Annotated in this window: 17 protein-coding genes; 14 read left to right on the top strand and 3 right to left on the bottom strand. The window is 63.2% G+C overall.

Annotation, left to right across the window (positions count from 1 at the left end; translation table 11 throughout):
* Positions 1 to 4: 4 nt before the first annotated feature.
* The gene (locus tag AC58X1_RS10465; RefSeq protein ID WP_497428816.1) at positions 5 to 1,540 is read right to left on the bottom strand and encodes an HDOD domain-containing protein; all 1,536 of its coding nucleotides are present in this window, start codon (positions 1,538 to 1,540) and stop codon (positions 5 to 7) included.
* A gap of 130 nt (positions 1,541 to 1,670) precedes the next feature.
* Between AC58X1_RS10465 and motA the strand changes: the two genes are divergently transcribed.
* Positions 1,671 to 2,522 carry a flagellar motor stator protein MotA gene (motA, locus tag AC58X1_RS10460; protein WP_101315887.1) on the top strand — a complete coding sequence of 284 codons (852 nt, stop codon included), beginning with the start codon at positions 1,671 to 1,673 and terminating at the stop codon, positions 2,520 to 2,522.
* A 3-nt stretch (positions 2,523 to 2,525) separates the two neighbouring features.
* Positions 2,526 to 3,548 carry a flagellar motor protein MotB gene (gene motB, locus AC58X1_RS10455; RefSeq protein ID WP_259074421.1) on the top strand — a complete coding sequence of 341 codons (1,023 nt, stop codon included), beginning with the start codon at positions 2,526 to 2,528 and terminating at the stop codon, positions 3,546 to 3,548.
* Positions 3,549 to 3,607: 59 nt separating this feature from the next.
* On the opposite strand, the gene rsgA is transcribed toward motB, so the two are convergent.
* Positions 3,608 to 4,639, bottom strand: coding sequence for a small ribosomal subunit biogenesis GTPase RsgA (gene rsgA / locus AC58X1_RS10450; protein ID WP_150571116.1), 1,032 nt, complete (start codon positions 4,637 to 4,639; stop codon positions 3,608 to 3,610).
* Positions 4,640 to 4,825: 186 nt separating this feature from the next.
* Between rsgA and orn the strand changes: the two genes are divergently transcribed.
* Both orn and AC58X1_RS10440 read left to right on the top strand, forming a co-directional pair.
* Positions 4,826 to 5,368, top strand: a complete 543-nt coding sequence (gene orn / locus AC58X1_RS10445) for an oligoribonuclease (protein WP_103435846.1) — start codon at positions 4,826 to 4,828, stop codon at positions 5,366 to 5,368.
* Between the two features lie 94 nt (positions 5,369 to 5,462).
* Positions 5,463 to 6,074, top strand: coding sequence for a trimeric intracellular cation channel family protein (locus AC58X1_RS10440; protein WP_101315895.1), 612 nt, complete (start codon positions 5,463 to 5,465; stop codon positions 6,072 to 6,074).
* A 4-nt stretch (positions 6,075 to 6,078) separates the two neighbouring features.
* On the opposite strand, the gene queG is transcribed toward AC58X1_RS10440, so the two are convergent.
* A complete protein-coding gene (gene queG, locus AC58X1_RS10435) occupies positions 6,079 to 7,161 on the bottom strand; it encodes a tRNA epoxyqueuosine(34) reductase QueG (protein WP_497428815.1) in 1,083 nt (360 codons plus the stop codon).
* Between the two features lie 65 nt (positions 7,162 to 7,226).
* Between queG and AC58X1_RS10430 the strand changes: the two genes are divergently transcribed.
* The 10 genes from AC58X1_RS10430 (at position 7,227) to AC58X1_RS10385 (ending at position 18,130) form a co-directional block, all read left to right on the top strand.
* Entirely contained in the window at positions 7,227 to 8,087 is an 861-nt protein-coding gene (locus AC58X1_RS10430; RefSeq protein WP_259407009.1) for an NAD(P)H-hydrate dehydratase, read from the top strand.
* Positions 8,075 to 8,548, top strand: a complete 474-nt coding sequence (tsaE, locus tag AC58X1_RS10425) for a tRNA (adenosine(37)-N6)-threonylcarbamoyltransferase complex ATPase subunit type 1 TsaE (protein WP_497428814.1) — start codon at positions 8,075 to 8,077, stop codon at positions 8,546 to 8,548. The genes AC58X1_RS10430 and tsaE overlap by 13 nt, the downstream gene beginning before the upstream one ends.
* Positions 8,549 to 9,994, top strand: a complete 1,446-nt coding sequence (locus AC58X1_RS10420; RefSeq protein WP_178080739.1) for an N-acetylmuramoyl-L-alanine amidase — start codon at positions 8,549 to 8,551, stop codon at positions 9,992 to 9,994. It begins immediately after the preceding gene.
* On the top strand, positions 9,991 to 11,874 hold the full coding sequence (mutL, locus tag AC58X1_RS10415) for a DNA mismatch repair endonuclease MutL (RefSeq protein ID WP_150571118.1): 1,884 nt from the start codon (positions 9,991 to 9,993) through the stop codon (positions 11,872 to 11,874). Before AC58X1_RS10420 ends, mutL begins: the two co-directional genes overlap by 4 nt.
* A 1-nt stretch (position 11,875) precedes the next feature.
* Complete coding sequence (gene miaA / locus AC58X1_RS10410; protein ID WP_497428813.1) at positions 11,876 to 12,847, top strand: tRNA (adenosine(37)-N6)-dimethylallyltransferase MiaA; 972 nt, start codon at positions 11,876 to 11,878, stop codon at positions 12,845 to 12,847.
* 93 nt (positions 12,848 to 12,940) lie between these two features.
* Positions 12,941 to 13,201, top strand: coding sequence for an RNA chaperone Hfq (hfq, locus tag AC58X1_RS10405; protein ID WP_060480687.1), 261 nt, complete (start codon positions 12,941 to 12,943; stop codon positions 13,199 to 13,201).
* 13 nt (positions 13,202 to 13,214) lie between these two features.
* The gene (gene hflX, locus AC58X1_RS10400) at positions 13,215 to 14,516 is read left to right on the top strand and encodes a ribosome rescue GTPase HflX (protein ID WP_101315909.1); all 1,302 of its coding nucleotides are present in this window, start codon (positions 13,215 to 13,217) and stop codon (positions 14,514 to 14,516) included.
* 96 nt (positions 14,517 to 14,612) lie between these two features.
* Positions 14,613 to 15,806: an FtsH protease activity modulator HflK gene (gene hflK, locus AC58X1_RS10395; RefSeq protein ID WP_101315911.1), complete on the top strand. Its 1,194-nt coding sequence runs from the start codon at positions 14,613 to 14,615 to the stop codon at positions 15,804 to 15,806.
* Entirely contained in the window at positions 15,806 to 16,675 is an 870-nt protein-coding gene (gene hflC, locus AC58X1_RS10390; RefSeq protein WP_150571120.1) for a protease modulator HflC, read from the top strand. Before hflK ends, hflC begins: the two co-directional genes overlap by 1 nt.
* A 267-nt stretch (positions 16,676 to 16,942) precedes the next feature.
* Positions 16,943 to 18,130, top strand: a complete 1,188-nt coding sequence (locus tag AC58X1_RS10385) for an ATP phosphoribosyltransferase regulatory subunit (RefSeq protein WP_101315915.1) — start codon at positions 16,943 to 16,945, stop codon at positions 18,128 to 18,130.
* Positions 18,131 to 18,167 lie beyond the last annotated feature (37 nt).

Below are 18,167 nucleotides of genomic sequence, written 5' to 3'. Positions count from 1 at the left end.
AGGCTCAGCTACTGCGGGTGGCGAAGGTAGCCAGAGCGCGCTCGATACACTGGGCGGTCTTGCCCAGTGCCTGCACGCTGACGTCGGCCAGCGGGCGGCCCGCCTGATCGGCAAGCAGCAGCATGATCACCTGGCCATTGACCGCCAGCGAGCGCAGCAGCAGGTGCTCGCTGGGGAACAGGGCATTGATCGGCGCTGGCAGCAGGGCGGCGAACTGGGCGTGGTTGTCCGGCGTCAGGCGCAATTGCCCGGCCTGACTGGTCAAGCGTTTTAACAGTTTGTTCTGTTTGACTGCCAGGTTCAGTGCAGCTGCTTCCTTGGGCAGGCCAGCAGTCTGCTGCACGCGCAAGGCATCAGTAGCCTTGTCGTAGGTCAGCAGCAGTACCCGCTGCATGCCGCAGGCGAGCAGTGCATCGCGGGCGTGGGTAGCCAGGTGCACGGCATTGCTGAAGCGGCTGGGCTGGGCCAGCATTTCGGCGCACAGCGAGCGCCAGCGCTCCAGGTTTTCTGCAGGCGGCGGCGGTGGTGTGAGCATGTCCGGGTGCGGACGGCGCTGCTGCCATGGCCAGATCAACGCTTCGGCCGGGTGGAACAGGGCGTGGCGGGCGTGATGGCGGGCACTCGCTGCGGCTTGCTGGTGAACCTGCTGCTGGACGTCGTCCAGCGAGGTCTGCAAATACAGCGCGGTCAGCAGTTGCCAGCGCAGCAGGTGCGGGTTGTCCCAGCCGACTTGCGCCGCCAGTGCCAGGCCGTTGGCCAGCAATACGGTGTTGGCCGGTTGGTTGAACCAGCGGCGCAGGCCTGGTTCTTCATCCAGCCGATGCTGCTGCTCGAGGCTGTCCGTCTCGCGGGCAATGTTGAATACCTGAGCCAATTGTTCGCGTTCGCTGGTAAGCAGGCGGTAGCCCTGGGTTACCCACTCCGGCAGGCGCCAGTGCAGGGCGACCGCCTGGCACAGCTCCATCAGGCGTACGCCAAACAGCTCGATCTCGACCTCGGCAGCGTTTTCGCCCTTGTGGATAACCCGCAGCTCCCAGGTGTCGAGCAGCTTGGGGTAGGTCACGGCCATCGGCCACAGCGGCGACAGGAACAGCAGGCTGCCCCAGTGAATCTCCTGCCACAGCCGCGCCAGGCGGCTGGCGAACAGGCCACTGGCCTGCTGCGCGGCATGCTGGCTGATCAACAGAAACTGGCGCAGTACCGGCGGAATGTCATCGCCGGGCAAGGCCGGCAGGCGCGCCAGCAGCTGTGCGCTGCGCTCAAGTCCGAGGCGATTGAGGGCAACTTCGAGGCTCTCGGCCGGCTCGGCCTGGCTGGCGTTGGCCGAGTGATTGGCCTCACGCATGACCGACAGCACCAAGGCGGGGCTGTCCTGCATCAGTTCGGCGATGTCGCGCAATGACCGACGGTTGTCATTGATGGCCGCCAGTACCCGGTCGTGGCTTTCCTTGGGCACGGGCAGGCGCACGTCATCCAGCAGTTTTATCCAGCGGTCTAAAGTGCGTGGCGTCTGACTTGGTACCTTGGTTTCAATTGGCATTTTGACATCAGTCCGAACTGGCTTTTCACTTGGAGTGGCTATAGTCTGGCGCAGTTCTGCCGATAAGTAGAAGAAGAGTTTTCAAGCTCCCGTCCCCGACCCTGACCTCGACTTCAAGTGCTTTGAACCTATGGCTAAAATTATCGGCATCATCGTCGTCTTCGCGAGCGTGATCGCAGGCTACGTGCTTTCCCACGGCAAGATTGCGGCGCTGATCCAGCCGTTCGAAGTGCTCATCATTGGCGGGGCTGCGTTTGGCGCGTTCCTGCAGGCCAACCCTGGCTACATGACCATGCACGTGATCAAGAAGTCGATGAAGATGTTCGGCTCGCGCTTCACCCATACCTTCTACCTGGAGGTGTTGGGCCTGGTCTACGAGATCCTCAACAAGAGCCGCCGCGAAGGCATGATGGCGATCGAAGGCGATATCGAAGACGCCTCGGCCAGCCCGATCTTCGCCAAGTACCCGGCAGTGCTGGGTGATGAGCGCATGACTGCGTTCATCTGTGACTACCTGCGCATCATGTCCACCGGCAACATGGCTCCGCACGAGCTCGAAGGCCTGTTCGACATGGAGCTGCTGAGCCTCAAGGAAGAACTCGACCACCCTTCGCACGCGGTCACCGGGATCGCCGACGGCATGCCTGGCTTCGGTATCGTTGCGGCGGTACTGGGTATCGTCGTCACCATGGCCTCGTTGGGTGAGGGCGACCAGGCTGCCATCGGCATGCACGTAGGTGCGGCGCTGGTGGGTACCTTCTTCGGTATTCTTGCTGCGTACGGTTTCTTCGGCCCACTGGCTACCTGCCTGGCTCACGATGCCAAGGAAGAGGTCAATCTGTACGAGTCGATCAAGGCGTCGCTGGTGGCTTCGGCCTCGGGCATGCCGCCGTCACTGGCCGTGGAATTCGGGCGCAAGGTGCTGTACCCCAAGCACCGTCCGAGCTTCGCCGAGCTGGAACAAGCAGTTCGCGGTCGCTGATTCATGGAAAACAATCAGCCGATAATCATCAAGCGCGTCAAGCGCTTTGGCGGCGGTCACCATGGCGGCGCCTGGAAGATCGCCTTTGCCGACTTCGCGACGGCGATGATGGCGTTCTTCCTGGTGCTGTGGCTGATGTCGACGGCCACCCCAGAGCAGAAGATCGCCATCGCCGGCTACTTCAAGGACCCGATCGGCTTCTCCGAAAGCGGCACGCCCTATGTGATTGACCTGGGTGGCTCGCCGGAGCTGGCGCCGGACAAGACCATCAACCCTGAGGTGAAGTCCGAGCCGACGCCCGACACCAGTGTGCAGCTGGACAAGGATCAGGTCGAGACCATGGCCGAGCAGGTTGAAAAGGAACGCCTGAACCTGCTCTTGCAGGAGCTGCAGAACAAGGTCGAAGAAAACCCGCAACTGCAGAAGTTCAAGGATCAGATCCTGTTCGAGATCACCCAGGACGGCCTGCGTATCCAGATCATGGATGCCGAGAACCGGCCGATGTTCGACATCGGCAGCGCGCGTTTGCAGCCGTACTTCGAGGACATTCTGCTGGCCATGGCCGACACCATCAAGGCGGTGCCGAACAAGATCAGCGTCAGCGGCCACACCGATGCCAAGGCCTATGCCGGCAGCGGTGACTACGGCAACTGGGAGCTGTCGGCCAACCGTGCCAACGCTGCGCGACGTGCGCTGGTGGCGGGTGGCTATCCGGATGATCAGGTGGCGCGGGTGGTGGGTTATGCCTCGTCGTCGCTGTTCGATCGCAAGAACCCGTTCAACCCGGTCAACCGGCGCATCGATATCATCGTTCTGACCAAGAAGGCCCAGCGCAATATCGAGGGCGAGCAGGGCACTCCGGATGCACCGCCGGCATCTGACGCACCCGCGGCGCCAGGCTCGGCAGCGCCAGGTGCAGCAGCGCCCGCTGGTGCCGGCGAGGCGCCGATGCAGCCGCGTGAGCTACGGCAGAAGCTCAATATCTTCGAGGACGGTACCTTGAAGATGGACGAGCCGAAGGAATAACCGCCTGCGGCACAGCAAAAAAGGGCTGCAAAGCAGCCCCGACTTACCTGCCCCAGCTGTTAATAGCTGTCATCGGTCAGGCTGGCGATGATCGAGCGGTAGCTGTGCATACGCTGTGGCTTGATCCGGCCTTCGTCCAGCGCCTTGAGCAAGGCGCAGCCTGGCTCGCGGTCGTGCTTGCAGTCGCGAAAGCGACAGGTGCCGAACAGTTCGCTGAACTCGATGAAGCCGGCTTCGACATCATCGCGGCTGACGTGCACCAGGCCGAATTCACGGATACCGGGGGAGTCGATCAGGTCACCGCCGTTGGGGAAGTGATAAAGCCGCGCCGTGGTGGTGGTATGGGTACCCTGGCCAGACCACTCGGACAGATCACCCACCCGCGTGTGCGCCTGCGGCAGCAGGCTGTTGACCAGCGACGACTTGCCGACACCGGACTGGCCGACAAACACGCTGACGTGGCCATCGAGCATTTTCTGCAACTGCTGCATGCCGTCGCCGTGGTGCGCCGACACCTCCAGCAGGGGGTAGCCCAGGTCGCGATAGACCTCGAGCAAGGCATTCAGCGCCGGTGCATTTTGCTCGTTGATCAGGTCGGCCTTGTTCAGCAACAGCAACGGGCGAATGCCGGCGTGCTCGGCGGCGACCAGGTAGCGGTCGATCAGGTTGGCGTGGGGCTCAGGGGCGGGGGCAAAGACGATCACGATCAGATCGACGTTGGCGGCTACCGGCTTGAGCACGCCCTGGTTGTTGGGGCGGGTCAGCTCGGTCGAGCGCGGTAGTTGCGCGACGATGACGCCGATGCCCTGGTTGCCTGCTCGCCATACCACGCGGTCACCGGTGACCAGTGCAGGCAGGTTGGCGCGCAGGTGGCAGCGGAAGATCTGGCCAACTGTGTCGCCGTCCTGGGCTTCGACTTCGACTTGGACGCCAAAGTGGGCGATGACCAGGCCGAATTGCTCGGGTCCGAGGTCGCCGCCTTCCAGTTCCTGCAAGACGTGCTGCTCGCGTTTGGCGGCGCGCTCGGCGCGTTCGCCCTGGATTTTTTCGATGCGCCAGTTTTGGCGGCGGTTGAGCTGGCGTTTGGCCATGAATGTTCCGTGGTGGCTTGCGGTTGGAAAACGGCTGACAGTTTAGCATGCTCCTGTTGTGGCCTATTCGTTAACCTTGGTTGGGGAGGTGCCTGTGGAATCGTTGAACACAGTGAATTAGCGAGCAAAGCCAATTACCCGGTCGGGCCACTAAGCTACTATGACGGCCTATCTCAGGAGCCCTTCATGGACAACACACAGAACCTGATCTGGATCGATCTGGAAATGACCGGTCTGGATCCGGACAGCGACGTCATCATCGAGATGGCGACCATCGTCACCGACAGCAACCTCAACACCCTGGCCGAAGGCCCGGTGATCGCCATTCACCACAGCGATGAAGTGCTGGCGCGCATGGATGAGTGGAACACCCGAACCCACGGCGGCTCGGGCTTGACCCAGCGTGTGCGTGACAGCCGTATCAGCATGGCCGAAGCCGAGGCCCAGACCATCGCGTTTCTGCAGCAGTGGGTGCCGAAGGGCAAGTCGCCGATCTGTGGCAACAGCATCTGCCAGGACCGGCGCTTCCTGTACCGCCACATGAAGTCGCTGGAAAGCTACTTCCACTACCGCAACCTCGACGTTTCTACCCTCAAGGAACTGGCTGCACGCTGGGCCCCTGAGGTGCGCGACAGCTTCCAGAAGGGTGGCACCCACCTGGCGCTGGACGATATTCGCGAGTCGATTGCCGAACTGCGCCACTACCGCGAACACTTCATCAAGTTTTAAGCCTGCTGCGCCGGCTGACGATAGTCGGTGCGCCCCCTTCTGGTGCGGGGTGCAACTGGGTAGACTGCGCGCCTTTCTCGCACGGACTCGCACCATGTTGCTGATGCTCTACCTCGTCGCTATCACCGCCGAAGCCATGACCGGGGCCTTGTCCGCCGGCCGTCGCGGCATGGACTGGTTCGGTGTGGTGCTGATCGCCTGCGTGACGGCGCTGGGTGGTGGCTCGGTGCGCGACGTGCTGCTGGGGCACTATCCGCTGACCTGGGTGAAACACCCCGAGTACCTGGTGCTGACCAGCTTTGCCGCACTGCTGACGATCTTTATCGCGCCACTGATGCGCCATCTGCGCTCGCTGTTTCTGGTGCTCGATGCGCTGGGGCTGGTGGCGTTTACCCTGATTGGCTGCATGACTGCGCTGGAGATGGGCCAAGGCCTGCTGGTGGCGTCGATCAGTGGGGTGATCACCGGGGTCTTCGGCGGGATTCTGCGCGATATCTTCTGCAACGACATCCCGCTGGTGTTTCGCCGCGAGCTGTATGCCAGCGTGTCGTTTGCGGCGGCGTGGTTCTATCTGGGCTGCGTGCACTTCAATCTGCCGGCCGAGCAGGCCACGCTGCTGACTCTGTTTGGTGGTTTTCTGGTGCGTTTGCTGGCGATCCGCTTTCACTGGGAAATGCCCAAGTTTCACTATAACGACCAGCAGTAGTCACTCAGTTCGCTGGCTGCGCCTGCCGTTCTGCGTGCTGGGCCAGCGCCCACTCGACATGCTCGCGGACCAGTTCGGACGGGTGCTCGCGGCGTGCCTGCAGCGCCTCCAGCACCGGAATGGTCGACGGTGCGTTGCCCAGCCCGACGGCCAGATTGCGTAGCCAGCGTTCGTAGCCGGCGCGGCGCAGCGGCGAGCCTTCAGTATTGCCCAGAAAGGTCGCCTCATCCCACATGAACAGTTCGGCCAGGCCGGCATTGTCCAGGCCGTGACGCGGCTTGAAGTCGTTTTCCTGGGTGGGGCGGGCGAAGCGGTTCCACGGGCAGACGATCTGGCAGTCATCGCAGCCAAACACCCGATTGCCGATCATCGCGCGCAGCTCGACCGGGATCGCCTGCTTCAGCTCGATGGTCAGGTAGGAAATGCAGCGCCGTGCGTCGAGTACATACGGGCCGACGAAGGCATTGGTCGGGCACACGTCCAGGCACGCCTGACAGCGGCCGCAGTGCTCGCTGGTCTGGGCTTCATCCACCGGCAGCGGCAGGTCGACGAACAACTCAGCCAGAAAGAAGTAGCTGCCGGCCTTGCGGTTGAGCAGCAGGGTGTTCTTGCCGATCCAGCCCAGCCCGGCCTCCTGCGCGATGGCTTTCTCCAGCACCGGCGCGCTGTCGACAAAGGCACGAAAGCCGAACGGGCCGATGTCTGCCTGAATGCGGTCGGCCAGGTGCTGCACGCGTTTGCGCACCAGCTTGTGGTAGTCGCGGCCCAGCGCGTAGCGCGACACGTAGGCTTTTTCCGGCTGTGCGAGCACCTGCGCCATGCGCGTATCGCCGGGCAGGTAGTCCATGCGCAGCGAGATCACCCGCAGTGTCCCCGGGATCAACTGCTCGGGGTGGGAACGTTTGCTGCCATGCGCGGCCATATAGTCCAGCTCGCCGTGATAGCCGGCGGCAAGCCAGCGCTCCAGGTGCTGTTCATGCTCGCCCAGGTCTACACCAGCGATACCGACGTGGGCGAAGCCGAGTTCGCGGCCCCAATCCTTGATCGATTGGGCCAGCGCGGCGAGGTCAGGAATACAAACGGACATGGATGGGCAAGGCATTACAGGCTCAGGTGCGTATAATTCTGCCAGACATCGGAGCCTTTGACCCCATGCCCCAGACCAAACACCCCGACAACGCGGTAAAAACCCTCAGCCGAGGCAACCTCGCCCGGCTGCCAGCGCGCCGTGCAGACGCGCACAAGACCGACTTCGGCCATGTGCTGGTGGTCGGTGGCGACCTCGGCACCGGCGGCGCCGCGCTGCTCAGTGGCGAGGCCGCGCTGCGCTGTGGTGCTGGCCTGGTCAGCATCGCCACGCGCCCTGAGCATGTTTCAGCGGCGCTGACCCGGCTGCCTGAGACCATGTGCCTGGGCGTGTCATCGGCCAATCAGCTGATCGAGGTGTTGGCCCGCGCTTCCGTGCTGGTGGTCGGCCCCGGGCTTGGCCAGGCCGCATGGGGGCGCAGCCTGCTGTCGGCTGTGGCCAACAGCGATGTGCCGCAGGTGTGGGATGCCGATGCGTTGAACATGCTCGCCAGCAGCCCGTTGGCCGTGCCCGGCGCGAGCATCCTCACCCCGCACCCAGGGGAGGCGGCGCGCTTGTTGGGGATTTCCACCGAGGCGGTGCAGGCTGACCGTGCCGGCGCTGCGCGCAAGCTGGCGCGCAGGTACGCCAGCATCTGCGTGCTTAAAGGCGCGGGTACTCTGGTGGCTGATCCGGACGGACAGTTGGCGCTGTGCCAGCGAGGCCACCCGGCGATGGCCGGTGCAGGGCTGGGCGATGTGCTCACTGGTGTGCTTGGCGCATTGCTGGCGCAGGGTCTGGATGGCTGGTCGGCGGCATGCCTGGGCGTGTGGCTGCATGCCTGCGCTGGCGAGCGCCTGGGCGTGAAGGGCAGGGGCCTGGCAGCCAGTGATCTGCTGCCGGTCATTCGTGAATTATTGGAGGAGCATTCAGCGTGTCAGGTGTAACCCTGTTTCTGCTCGACGAAGAAGCCACTGTGGCCTTCGGCGCGCGACTGGCCGAAGTGACCGGCGGTCATGGCGTGATATTTCTCGAGGGTGACCTCGGCGCCGGCAAGACCACCCTGTCGCGTGGCCTGATCCGTGGCCTGGGCCATACCGGGCCGGTCAAGAGCCCGACCTTTACCGTGGTCGAACCCTACGAAATCGGCGATGTGCGGGCGTTTCACTTCGACCTGTACCGGCTGGTCGATCCGGAAGAGCTGGAGTACCTGGGCATTCGCGATTACTTCGAAGGCGATGCCCTGTGCCTGTTCGAATGGCCCGATAAAGGTGCGGGCGTTTTGCCAAAGCCCGACCTGACCATTACCATAAGCCCGCAAGCGGGCGGACGCTCGCTTAACCTGTTGCCGCAGGGCGCTCGTGGCCAAGCCTGGTGCACCGCGCTGGCCAACAAAATTCAACAGTAAATGGGGTTAGGTATGCGCATACGCGCACTGGTCGTCGTTGTCGGTCTGCTGCTCAGCGCAGTGACTGTCAACGCTCTGGCCGCCACACAAGTAAAAAGCATGCGTCTGTGGCGCGCGCCGGACAACACACGACTGGTGTTCGACCTCTCCGGGCCCGTGCAGCACAGCGTGTTTACGCTGAGCGCACCGGATCGGCTGGTTATCGATATCAATGGTGCGACCCTCGGCGCGCCGCTCAACGTGGCCACCTCCAACACCCCGATCAGCAGTGTCCGCTCGGCGCAACGCACGCCGACCGACCTGCGCGTGGTCATCGACCTGAAAAAGGCCGTCACCCCGAAAAGCTTCGTTCTGGCGCCCAATGCCCAGTACGGTAACCGCTTGGTGGTCGACCTGTACGATCAGGAAGCCGACGCCATCGCGGCCACTACGCCGACGCCCGCGCCGACGCCGGTGCAGCCGCCGGCCACCACGCCGGCCATCCCGGTAACGCCGACCCAGCCTGCGATCAAGCTGCCGCCAGCACCGAGCGGCAAGCGCGATATCGTGGTTGCCATCGACGCCGGTCACGGCGGCGAAGACCCGGGCGCTTCCGGCTCGCGCGGTCAGCACGAAAAAACCATCGTGTTGCAGATCGCTCAAGAGTTGCAGCGCCAGATCAACAGCGAGAAAGGCTACCGCGCCGAGCTGACCCGTACCGGCGACTACTTCATCCCGCTGCGCAAACGCACCGAGATCGCCCGCAAGAAGGGGGCAGACCTGTTCGTTTCGATCCATGCCGACGCCGCGCCGTCGAAGGCCGCCTTTGGCGCTTCGGTGTTCGCCTTGTCTGACCGCGGCGCTACCTCGGAAACCGCGCGCTGGCTGGCCGACACGGAAAACCGCTCCGACCTGATCGGCGGTGCCGGCAACGTCAGCCTCGACGACAAGGACCGCATGCTCGCCGGGGTTCTGCTCGACCTGTCGATGACCGCTACGCTCAGCTCCAGTCTGGATGTCGGGCAAAAAGTGCTGGGCAACATGGGCCGCATCACCTCGCTGCACAAGCGCCGGGTCGAGCAAGCGGGCTTCATGGTGCTGAAATCGCCGGATATTCCGTCGATCCTGGTCGAAACCGGATTTATCTCCAACGCCAACGAAGCCGCCAAGCTGGCTACCAAGAGCCACCAGCAGGCGCTGGCGCGCTCGATCCACACCGGCTTGCGCCAGTACTTCCAACAGAGCCCGCCGCCTGGCACCTACATCGCCTGGCTGCGTGACAGCGGCAAGATTGCCCAAGGCCCGCGTGACCATACCGTGCGTCCGGGTGAAACCCTGGCGATGATCGCCGTGCGTTACCAGGTCAGCGTGGCTGCCCTGCGCAGCAGCAACAGCCTGAAAACCGATGAGCTGAAGGTCGGCCAGCATCTGGATATTCCGGGTACCACCCTGGCGTCGCAGCAATGACCGGTGGTTCGCGGATCGAGCTGCTCAGCCCGCGGCTGGCCAACCAGATTGCTGCCGGCGAAGTAGTCGAGCGACCTGCGTCGGTAGCCAAGGAGCTGCTGGAAAACAGCTTAGACTCCGGTGCCCGGCGCATCGATGTCGAGGTCGAGCTGGGTGGCACCAAGCTGCTGCGTGTGCGTGACGACGGCAGCGGCATCTCCCCGGATGACCTGCCGCTGGCCCTGGCACGGCACGCCACCAGCAAGATTCGCGAGCTGGAAGACCTTGAAGGCGTACTCAGCCTGGGCTTTCGGGGTGAAGCACTGGCGTCGATCAGTTCGGTTGCACGGCTGACCCTGACCTCGCGCACCGCCGATGCCAGCGAAGCCTGGCAGGTCGAGACCGAAGGCCGCGACATGACCCCGCGGGTACAGCCTGCGGCGCACCCGGTCGGCACCTCGGTAGAAGTGCGCGACCTGTTCTTCAATACCCCGGCCCGGCGCAAGTTCCTCAAGGCCGAGAAAACCGAATTCGATCACCTGCAGGAAGTCATCCGTCGCCTGGCACTGGCACGCTTCGATGTCGGCTTCCACCTGCGTCACAACGGCAAGAGTATCCTCAGCCTGCACGAGGCCGCCGATGATGTGTCGCGGGCGCGGCGAGTCGGCGCGATCTGTGGCCCGGGCTTTCTTGAGCAGGCGCTGCCGATCGACGTCGAGCGCAACGGCCTGCGCCTATGGGGTTGGGTCGGCTTGCCGACCTTCTCGCGCAGCCAGGCTGACCTGCAGTACTTCTTCGTCAACGGCCGGGCGGTGCGCGACAAGCTGGTGGCCCATGCGGTACGCCAGGCGTATCGCGACGTGCTGTTCAACGGCCGCCATCCGACCTTTGTGTTGTTCCTTGAGCTGGAGCCGAACGGCGTCGACGTCAACGTGCACCCGACCAAGCACGAAGTACGCTTCCGTGAAGGGCGTACGGTTCACGATTTTCTCTACGGCACCCTGCATCGCGCGCTGGCCGATGTGCGCCCGGAAGGTCAGGTGGCCGCCCCTGCCGCAGCCGCCGAGCTGGTGCGTGCTGGTGGCCAGCTGGCTGGCGAGTTCGGCCCTCAGGGCGAGATGCGCCTGGCCACGCCTGTGCTCGAACAGCAGCAGCCTGCTCCAGCCGGCTCCGGCGCTGGTGCGGGTTACCAGTACCAGTACACGCCGCGCCCCTCGCAGCCACTGCCGGTGGCCGAAGCGCAGGCCGCTTACCGCGAATTCTATGCGCCGCTGAACAGCGCCGCGCCGGTCGCGCTGCCCGACGGCCAGGGCGATATACCGCCGCTGGGCTACGCCATGGCGCAGCTCAAGGGCATCTACATCCTTGCCGAAAACGCCCAAGGCCTGGTGCTGGTCGACATGCATGCCGCCCACGAGCGGATCATGTACGAGCGGCTCAAGGTGGCCATGGCCAGCGAAGGCCTCAGTGGCCAGCCGCTGCTGGTGCCGGAAACCCTGGCGATGAGCCAGCGTGAAGCCGATTGCGCCGAAGAGCATGCACAGTGGTTCCAGCGCCTCGGCTTCGAGCTGCAGCGGCTAGGCCCGGAGACGGTCGCGATTCGCCAGATCCCGGCGTTGCTGAAACAGGCCGAAGCCAATCGGCTGGTGCAGGACGTGCTTGCTGACCTGATGGAATACGGCACCAGCGACCGCATCCAGGCGCACCTCAACGAGCTGCTCGGGACCATGGCCTGCCACGGCGCCGTGCGCGCCAACCGGCGTCTGGCGATCCCCGAGATGAACGCCTTGCTTCGCGACATGGAAAACACCGAGCGCAGCGGCCAGTGCAACCACGGCCGACCGACCTGGACCCAGATGGGCCTGGACGATCTGGACAAACTCTTCCTGCGCGGTCGGTGACATGAGCAGCAAACCTCCAGCGATCTTCCTCATGGGCCCGACTGCGGCGGGCAAGACCGATCTCGCCATCGAGTTGAGCAAAGTGCTGCCCTGCGAGCTTGTCAGCGTCGATTCGGCGCTGGTCTATCGCGGCATGGACATCGGCACTGCGAAACCGTCGAAAGACATTCTGGCGGCGTACCCGCACCGCTTGATCGATATCATCGACCCCGCCGAGAGCTACTCCGCGGCGCAGTTTCGCAGCGATGCCCTGGCGGCCATGGCCGAGATTACCGCACGCGGCAAGATCCCGCTGTTGGTCGGCGGCACCATGCTCTACTACAAGGCTTTGCTTGAAGGCCTGGCCGACATGCCGGCGGCTGATCCGGCCGTGCGCGCCGAGCTGGAAGCCCAGGCCAGCGCACTGGGCCTGGGCGAATTGCACCGGCAGTTGGCCGAGGTCGATCCGGTGTCGGCGGCGCGCATCCACCCCAACGACCCGCAGCGCTTGATCCGAGCGCTGGAGGTGTATCGGGTGAGTGGTGAGAGCATGACTGCCCACCGCCAGCGCCAATCAGCCGAAACTAGCGGCGCAGACGCAGGCGCGGCCGGCCATTTGCCCTATACTGTGGCCAGTCTGGCGATCGCTCCTGCAGATCGTCACATTCTGCATGAGCGAATTGCGTTACGATTTTCACAGATGCTGGAACAGGGCTTCATCGATGAGGTCCGAGAGCTGCGAGCCAGAAGTGACTTGCACGCCGGGCTGCCGTCTATACGGGCAGTGGGCTATCGGCAGGTCTGGGATTTCCTAGACGGCAAGCTAGATGAGAATGAGATGCGAGAACGCGGTATCATTGCGACTCGCCAGCTGGCCAAGCGGCAGTTCACCTGGTTGCGCGGTTGGTCCGACGTGCACTGGCTGGACAGTCTGGCCTGCGACAATCTGTCCCGCACCTTGAAATACCTTGGGGCCATCTCCATATTGAGCTGAGTCCCTGCTAATTGCCGTCTACTCTTGCGAGTGGGCGGCGTAATCATAGAATTTTCTCGTTTTTTATTATTTATCCTTACAGGAGTGCGGCATATGTCAAAAGGGCATTCGCTACAAGACCCTTACTTGAACACCTTGAGAAAAGAAAAGGTCCCGGTTTCGATCTATCTGGTCAACGGGATCAAGCTGCAGGGCTCGATCGAATCTTTCGACCAGTTTGTAGTTCTATTGAAAAACACCGTCAGCCAAATGGTCTACAAACACGCCATTTCGACTGTCGTACCTGCACGTCCGGTTCGTCTGCCAAGCCCGTCCGATTCCGAGAACGGTGACAGCGAGCCAGGCAACGCCTGATTAGGAGCCTGCATTGTTCTTTGAGCGCCACGGTGGTGGTGAACGAGCGTTGCTCGTTCACTTGGAAGGTCAGAACCCTGAGGCGCGCGAAGACCCGCAGGAGTTCCAGGAGCTGGCCCTGTCGGCCGGTGCTGAAATCGTCTTGCTGTCTACGGTGACACGGCATCAGCCCAGTGCCAAATTCCTGATTGGCAGTGGCAAGGTCGAGGAGTTACGCGACCTGGTCAGTGCCGAGCATGTCGATCTGGTGATTTTCAATCACACCCTCACGCCCAGTCAGGAGCGTAACCTCGAACGTGTGTTCGAGTGCCGCGTGCTTGACCGTACCGGGCTGATCCTCGATATCTTCGCCCAACGGGCGCGTACCCATGAAGGCAAGCTGCAGGTCGAACTGGCCCAGCTTGAGCACATGAGCACGCGGCTGGTGCGCGGCTGGACTCACCTTGAGCGGCAAAAAGGTGGTATCGGCCTGCGTGGTCCGGGGGAGACCCAGCTTGAAACCGACCGGCGCCTGTTGCGGGTCCGCCTGCGGCAGATCAAGGCGCGCCTGGAAAAGGTCCGCAGCCAGCGTGAACAAGCGCGGCGCGGGCGCAGACGTGCGGACATCCCGTCGGTGTCGCTGGTGGGTTATACCAACGCCGGCAAGTCGACCCTGTTCAACGCCCTGACCCAATCCGACGTGTACGCGGCCGACCAGCTGTTCGCCACCCTCGACCCGACCCTGCGCCGCCTGCAACTCGACGACCTGGGGCCGATCGTGCTGGCCGATACCGTGGGCTTCATTCGCCATCTGCCGCACAAGCTGGTCGAGGCATTTCGGGCTACGCTCGAAGAGTCGAGCAACTCCGATCTGCTGCTGCACGTGATCGACGCCCATGAGCCAGAGCGCATGGAGCAGATCGAGCAGGTGCTGGCGGTATTGGGCGAGATCGGCGCAGAAGGCTTGCCGATCCTCGAGGTCTATAACAAACTCGACCTGCTTGAAGATGTCGAGCCACAGATCCAGCGCGATGCCGATGGCAAGCCGGAACGGGTCTGGGTGTCGGCACGTGATGGACGTGGCCTGGAGCTGGTTGGCCAGGCAATTGCCGAGTTGCTGGGGGATGATCTGTTTGTCGCCACCCTGCGCCTTGATCAGCGTTTCGCTCGCTTGCGCGCGCAGCTGTTCGAACTGGGCGCGGTGCAGAGCGAGGAACATGATGAAGAGGGCAGCAGCCTGCTCAGCGTGCGCCTGCCGATGATCGAGCTTAATCGCCTGGTCAGTCGTGCCGGCATCGAGCCGCAGACGTTTATCGCGCAACACACTTTGCAATAAATGCCCGTCGAGGTCGCCGGGCAGCCGTGACAGGCATTCTGTAGCATTGGACGGCGCGCCGTGGGCGCGTCTTTGCTTTATCAGATGGAGAGCGCTATGGCTTGGAATGAGCCGGGTGGCAACTCGAAAGACCAGGATCCCTGGGGCGGTCGCCGTGGCGGCGGCGGCAGTGGTGGCGGTGGCGACAAAAAAGGCCCACCTGATCTCGACGAGGCCTTCCGCAAGCTGCAGGACAGCCTGAACGGCATGTTCGGTGGCGGCAAGAAACGCGGCGGTGGTGACCGCAATATCGGCAAGGGTGGCGGTTACGGCCTGCTGGGCATAGGCTTGGCGGTGTTGGCTGCGATCTGGCTGTACAGTGCCGTGTACGTGGTCGACGAGCAGGAGCAGGCGGTTGTGCTGCGCTTCGGCAAGTACTACGAGACCGTGGGTCCAGGCCTGAATATCTATTTCCCGCCGATCGATCGCAAGTACATGGAAAACGTGACGCGTGAGCGTGCGTACACCAAGCAGGGGCAGATGCTCACCGAAGACGAGAACATCGTCGAAGTGCCGCTGACCGTGCAGTACAAGATCACCAACCTGCAGGACTTCGTGCTCAACGTCGACCAGCCGGAAGTGAGCTTGCAGCATGCGACCGACAGTGCCCTGCGTCACGTGGTCGGCTCGACCTCGATGGACCAGGTGCTGACCGAAGGTCGTGAGCAGATGGCCGTGGACATCCGCGAGCGTCTGCAGCGTTTCCTCGACACTTACCGTACCGGTATCACCGTGACTCAGGTCAACGTACAGAGCGCGGCAGCCCCGCGTGAAGTGCAGGAAGCCTTCGACGACGTGATCCGTGCCCGTGAAGACGAGCAGCGTGCGCGCAACCAGGCCGAGTCCTACGCCAACGGCGTGGTGCCAGAGGCCCGTGGTCAGGCGCAGCGCATCATCGAAGACGCCAACGGCTACCGCGATGAAGTGATTGCCCGCGCCAAGGGTGAAGCCGATCGCTTCACCAAGCTGGTCACAGAGTACCGCAAGGCGCCGGACGTAACCCGTCAGCGTCTGTACCTGGAGACCATGCAAGAGGTCTACAGCAATTCGAGCAAGGTCATGGTGGCAACCAAGGACGGGCAGAACAACCTGCTCTACCTGCCGCTGGACAAGATGGTTGAAGGCGGTCGCAACACGTCGGCTTCTGCCGGCAGCAGCAGCGCGTCGCCGTCGGTCAACGACGCAGCCGTGCGCGCAGCGCAGGACCTGCAACAGCAACAACAGGCACTGCGTACTAGGGAGAGCCGCTGATGAGCAATAAATCGCTGATCGCCCTGATCGCCGCAGTCGTGCTGGCTGTCGTGGCCTGGAACAGCTTCTACATCGTGTCCCAGACCGAACGTGCGGTACTGCTGCAATTCGGTCGTGTGGTTCAGGCTGATGTTCAGCCCGGCCTGCATGTGAAGATCCCGTACGTCAACCAGGTGCGCAAGTTCGACGCGCGGCTGATGACCCTGGACGCACCGACGCAACGCTTCCTGACCCTGGAAAAGAAAGCGGTAATGGTCGACGCCTATGCCAAATGGCGGGTGAAAGATTCCGACCGTTTCTACACCGCAACCTCGGGCATGAAGCAGATCGCCGACGAGCGTCTGTCGCGACGTCTGGAAAGCGGCCTGCGTGACCAGTTCGGTAAACGCACCCTGCACGAAGTGGTGTCCGGTGAGCGTGACGCACTGATGGCTGACATCACTGCATCGCTGAACCGCATGGCCAACAAGGAGCTGGGTATCGAAGTGGTCGACGTTCGCGTCAAGGCCATCGACCTGCCGAAGGAAGTCAACCGCAGCGTGTTCGATCGTATGAGCACCGAGCGTGAGCGTGAGGCCCGTGAGCATCGCGCCAAAGGTAACGAGCTGGCTGAGGGTATCCGTGCGGATGCCGACCGTCAGCGTCGAGTACTGCTGGCCGAAGCCTATCGTGAATCCGAGGAAACCCGCGGTGATGGTGACGCCCAGGCGGCCGCCATCTACGCTAAGGCCTACAACCAGGATGCGGATTTCTATTCGTTCCACCGTAGCCTGCAAGCGTACCGTGCGAGCTTCTCGAGCAAGAGCGACGTGCTGGTCCTGGATCCGAAGAACGAGTTCTTCCGGTACCTGGACAAGAGCCGGCCGTAAGCGACAAGGCCCCGCCTGGCAGGTAAAACTGCCGGCGGGGTGCATCCCGAAGGAAAAGGGGTGTATGATGAGTCAGCCGGGAAATTTCCCGGCTTTTTTGCGTCTGCAAGGTTGATTGGCTCGCATTGGGTCAGCCCGGCGCTAGTAATTCGAGGGTGTTGGTACGGCGGTAGCGCTGGGATTAGTGCTGCCTGTTGTTGTGTGCCAATGCCTGTATTCACGGCTCGCCTATGGGTTGGCCGCTCGGACCAAAGGGGAAAAGGCGTAATGGCAACGGTAGACCGCTGGCTGCTGCCAGATGGCATCGAGGAAGTACTGCCACCTGAAGCTGCGCGCATTGAAGTCGCGCGGCGGCAGGTGTTGGACCTGTTCCAGAGTTGGGGTTACGAACTGGTCGTTACTCCGCATATCGAGTACCTGGAATCGCTGCTCACTGGTGCCAGCCAGGACCTCGACCTGCATACCTTCAAGGTGGTCGACCCGCAGTCCGGTCGGCTGATGGGCTTCCGTGCCGACTTCACCCCGCAGGTAGCGCGCATCGACGCCCACACCCTGCGCCGTGAAGGTCCGAGCCGCCTGTGCTACGCCGGTAGCGTGCTGCATGCGCAGCCGCGCCAGCTGTCTACTTCGCGCAGCCCGATCCAGCTCGGCGCCGAGCTGTATGGCGATGCCAGCCCGACCAGCGATGTCGAAGTCATCAGCCTGATGCTGGCCATGCTGCGCCTGGCCGATGTGCCGGACGTGCATATGGACCTCGGCCACGTCGGTATCTACCGTGGTCTGGCGCGTGCTGCCGGGTTGTCCGGCGATGTCGAGCAGCAGCTGTTCGATGCGCTGCAGCGCAAGGCCCGCGATGAAGTGTACGCACTGACCGCTGACCTGCCGCAGGACCTGGGCGGCATGCTGCGTGCCCTGGTTGAGCTGTGCGGTGGCCGTGAAGTGCTGGCTCAGGCGCGTGTGCGTCTTGGCCGTGCCCCGGCCAGCGTCCTGGCTGCGCTGGATGACCTGCTGGCGATCGCTGATCGGTTGGCAGCGCGCTTCCCGGAGCTGCCGCTGTACTTCGACCTCGGCGAGCTGCGCGGCTACAACTATCACACCGGTGTGGTGTTCGCGGTGTTCGTGCCTGGGGTCGGTCAGTCGATCGCTCAGGGCGGTCGCTACGATGACATCGGTGCCGACTTTGGCCGGGCGCGTCCGGCCACTGGTTTCTCCACGGATTTGAAGACCCTGGTCACACTGGGGCGAGCGGAGGTCGTATTGCCTTCTGGCGGCATCTGGATGCCCGACAGCGGCGACGCGGCCCTCTGGCAGATGGTCTGCCAGTTGCGCAACGAGGGCCAGCGAGTGGTCCAGGCATTGCCTGGCCAGCCGCTGAGTGCTGCCCTCGAGGCGGATTGTGATCGGCAATTGATTCAGCAAGAAGGGCGTTGGCAGATCCTGCCTCTGACCCATTGAGACAGCTCGCGCGGCCCGCATCAGGGTCGGCAACCAA

Source organism: Pseudomonas sp. PGPR N4 (genome assembly GCF_059693665.1).
The sequence above is the reverse complement of the archived record's forward strand: the minus strand, read 5'-3'. Positions and strand labels throughout refer to the sequence as shown.

Excerpts from the sequence above, each read along its gene's own strand:
- hflC (WP_150571120.1), top strand. The coding sequence starts at position 15,806 with ATGAGCAATAAATCGCTGATCGCCCTGATCGCCGCAGTCGTGCTGGCT.
- orn (WP_103435846.1), top strand. The coding sequence starts at position 4,826 with ATGGACAACACACAGAACCTGATCTGGATCGATCTGGAAATGACCGGT.
- AC58X1_RS10440 (WP_101315895.1), top strand. The coding sequence starts at position 5,463 with ATGTTGCTGATGCTCTACCTCGTCGCTATCACCGCCGAAGCCATGACC.
- AC58X1_RS10420 (WP_178080739.1), top strand. The coding sequence starts at position 8,549 with ATGGGGTTAGGTATGCGCATACGCGCACTGGTCGTCGTTGTCGGTCTG.
- hflK (WP_101315911.1), top strand. The coding sequence starts at position 14,613 with ATGGCTTGGAATGAGCCGGGTGGCAACTCGAAAGACCAGGATCCCTGG.
- motB (WP_259074421.1), top strand. The coding sequence starts at position 2,526 with ATGGAAAACAATCAGCCGATAATCATCAAGCGCGTCAAGCGCTTTGGC.
- mutL (WP_150571118.1), top strand. The coding sequence starts at position 9,991 with ATGACCGGTGGTTCGCGGATCGAGCTGCTCAGCCCGCGGCTGGCCAAC.
- hfq (WP_060480687.1), top strand. The coding sequence starts at position 12,941 with ATGTCAAAAGGGCATTCGCTACAAGACCCTTACTTGAACACCTTGAGA.
- AC58X1_RS10430 (WP_259407009.1), top strand. The coding sequence starts at position 7,227 with ATGCCCCAGACCAAACACCCCGACAACGCGGTAAAAACCCTCAGCCGA.
- queG (WP_497428815.1), bottom strand. The coding sequence starts at position 7,161 with ATGTCCGTTTGTATTCCTGACCTCGCCGCGCTGGCCCAATCGATCAAG.
- motA (WP_101315887.1), top strand. The coding sequence starts at position 1,671 with ATGGCTAAAATTATCGGCATCATCGTCGTCTTCGCGAGCGTGATCGCA.
- AC58X1_RS10465 (WP_497428816.1), bottom strand. The coding sequence starts at position 1,540 with ATGCCAATTGAAACCAAGGTACCAAGTCAGACGCCACGCACTTTAGAC.
- AC58X1_RS10385 (WP_101315915.1), top strand. The coding sequence starts at position 16,943 with ATGGCAACGGTAGACCGCTGGCTGCTGCCAGATGGCATCGAGGAAGTA.
- rsgA (WP_150571116.1), bottom strand. The coding sequence starts at position 4,639 with ATGGCCAAACGCCAGCTCAACCGCCGCCAAAACTGGCGCATCGAAAAA.
- miaA (WP_497428813.1), top strand. The coding sequence starts at position 11,876 with ATGAGCAGCAAACCTCCAGCGATCTTCCTCATGGGCCCGACTGCGGCG.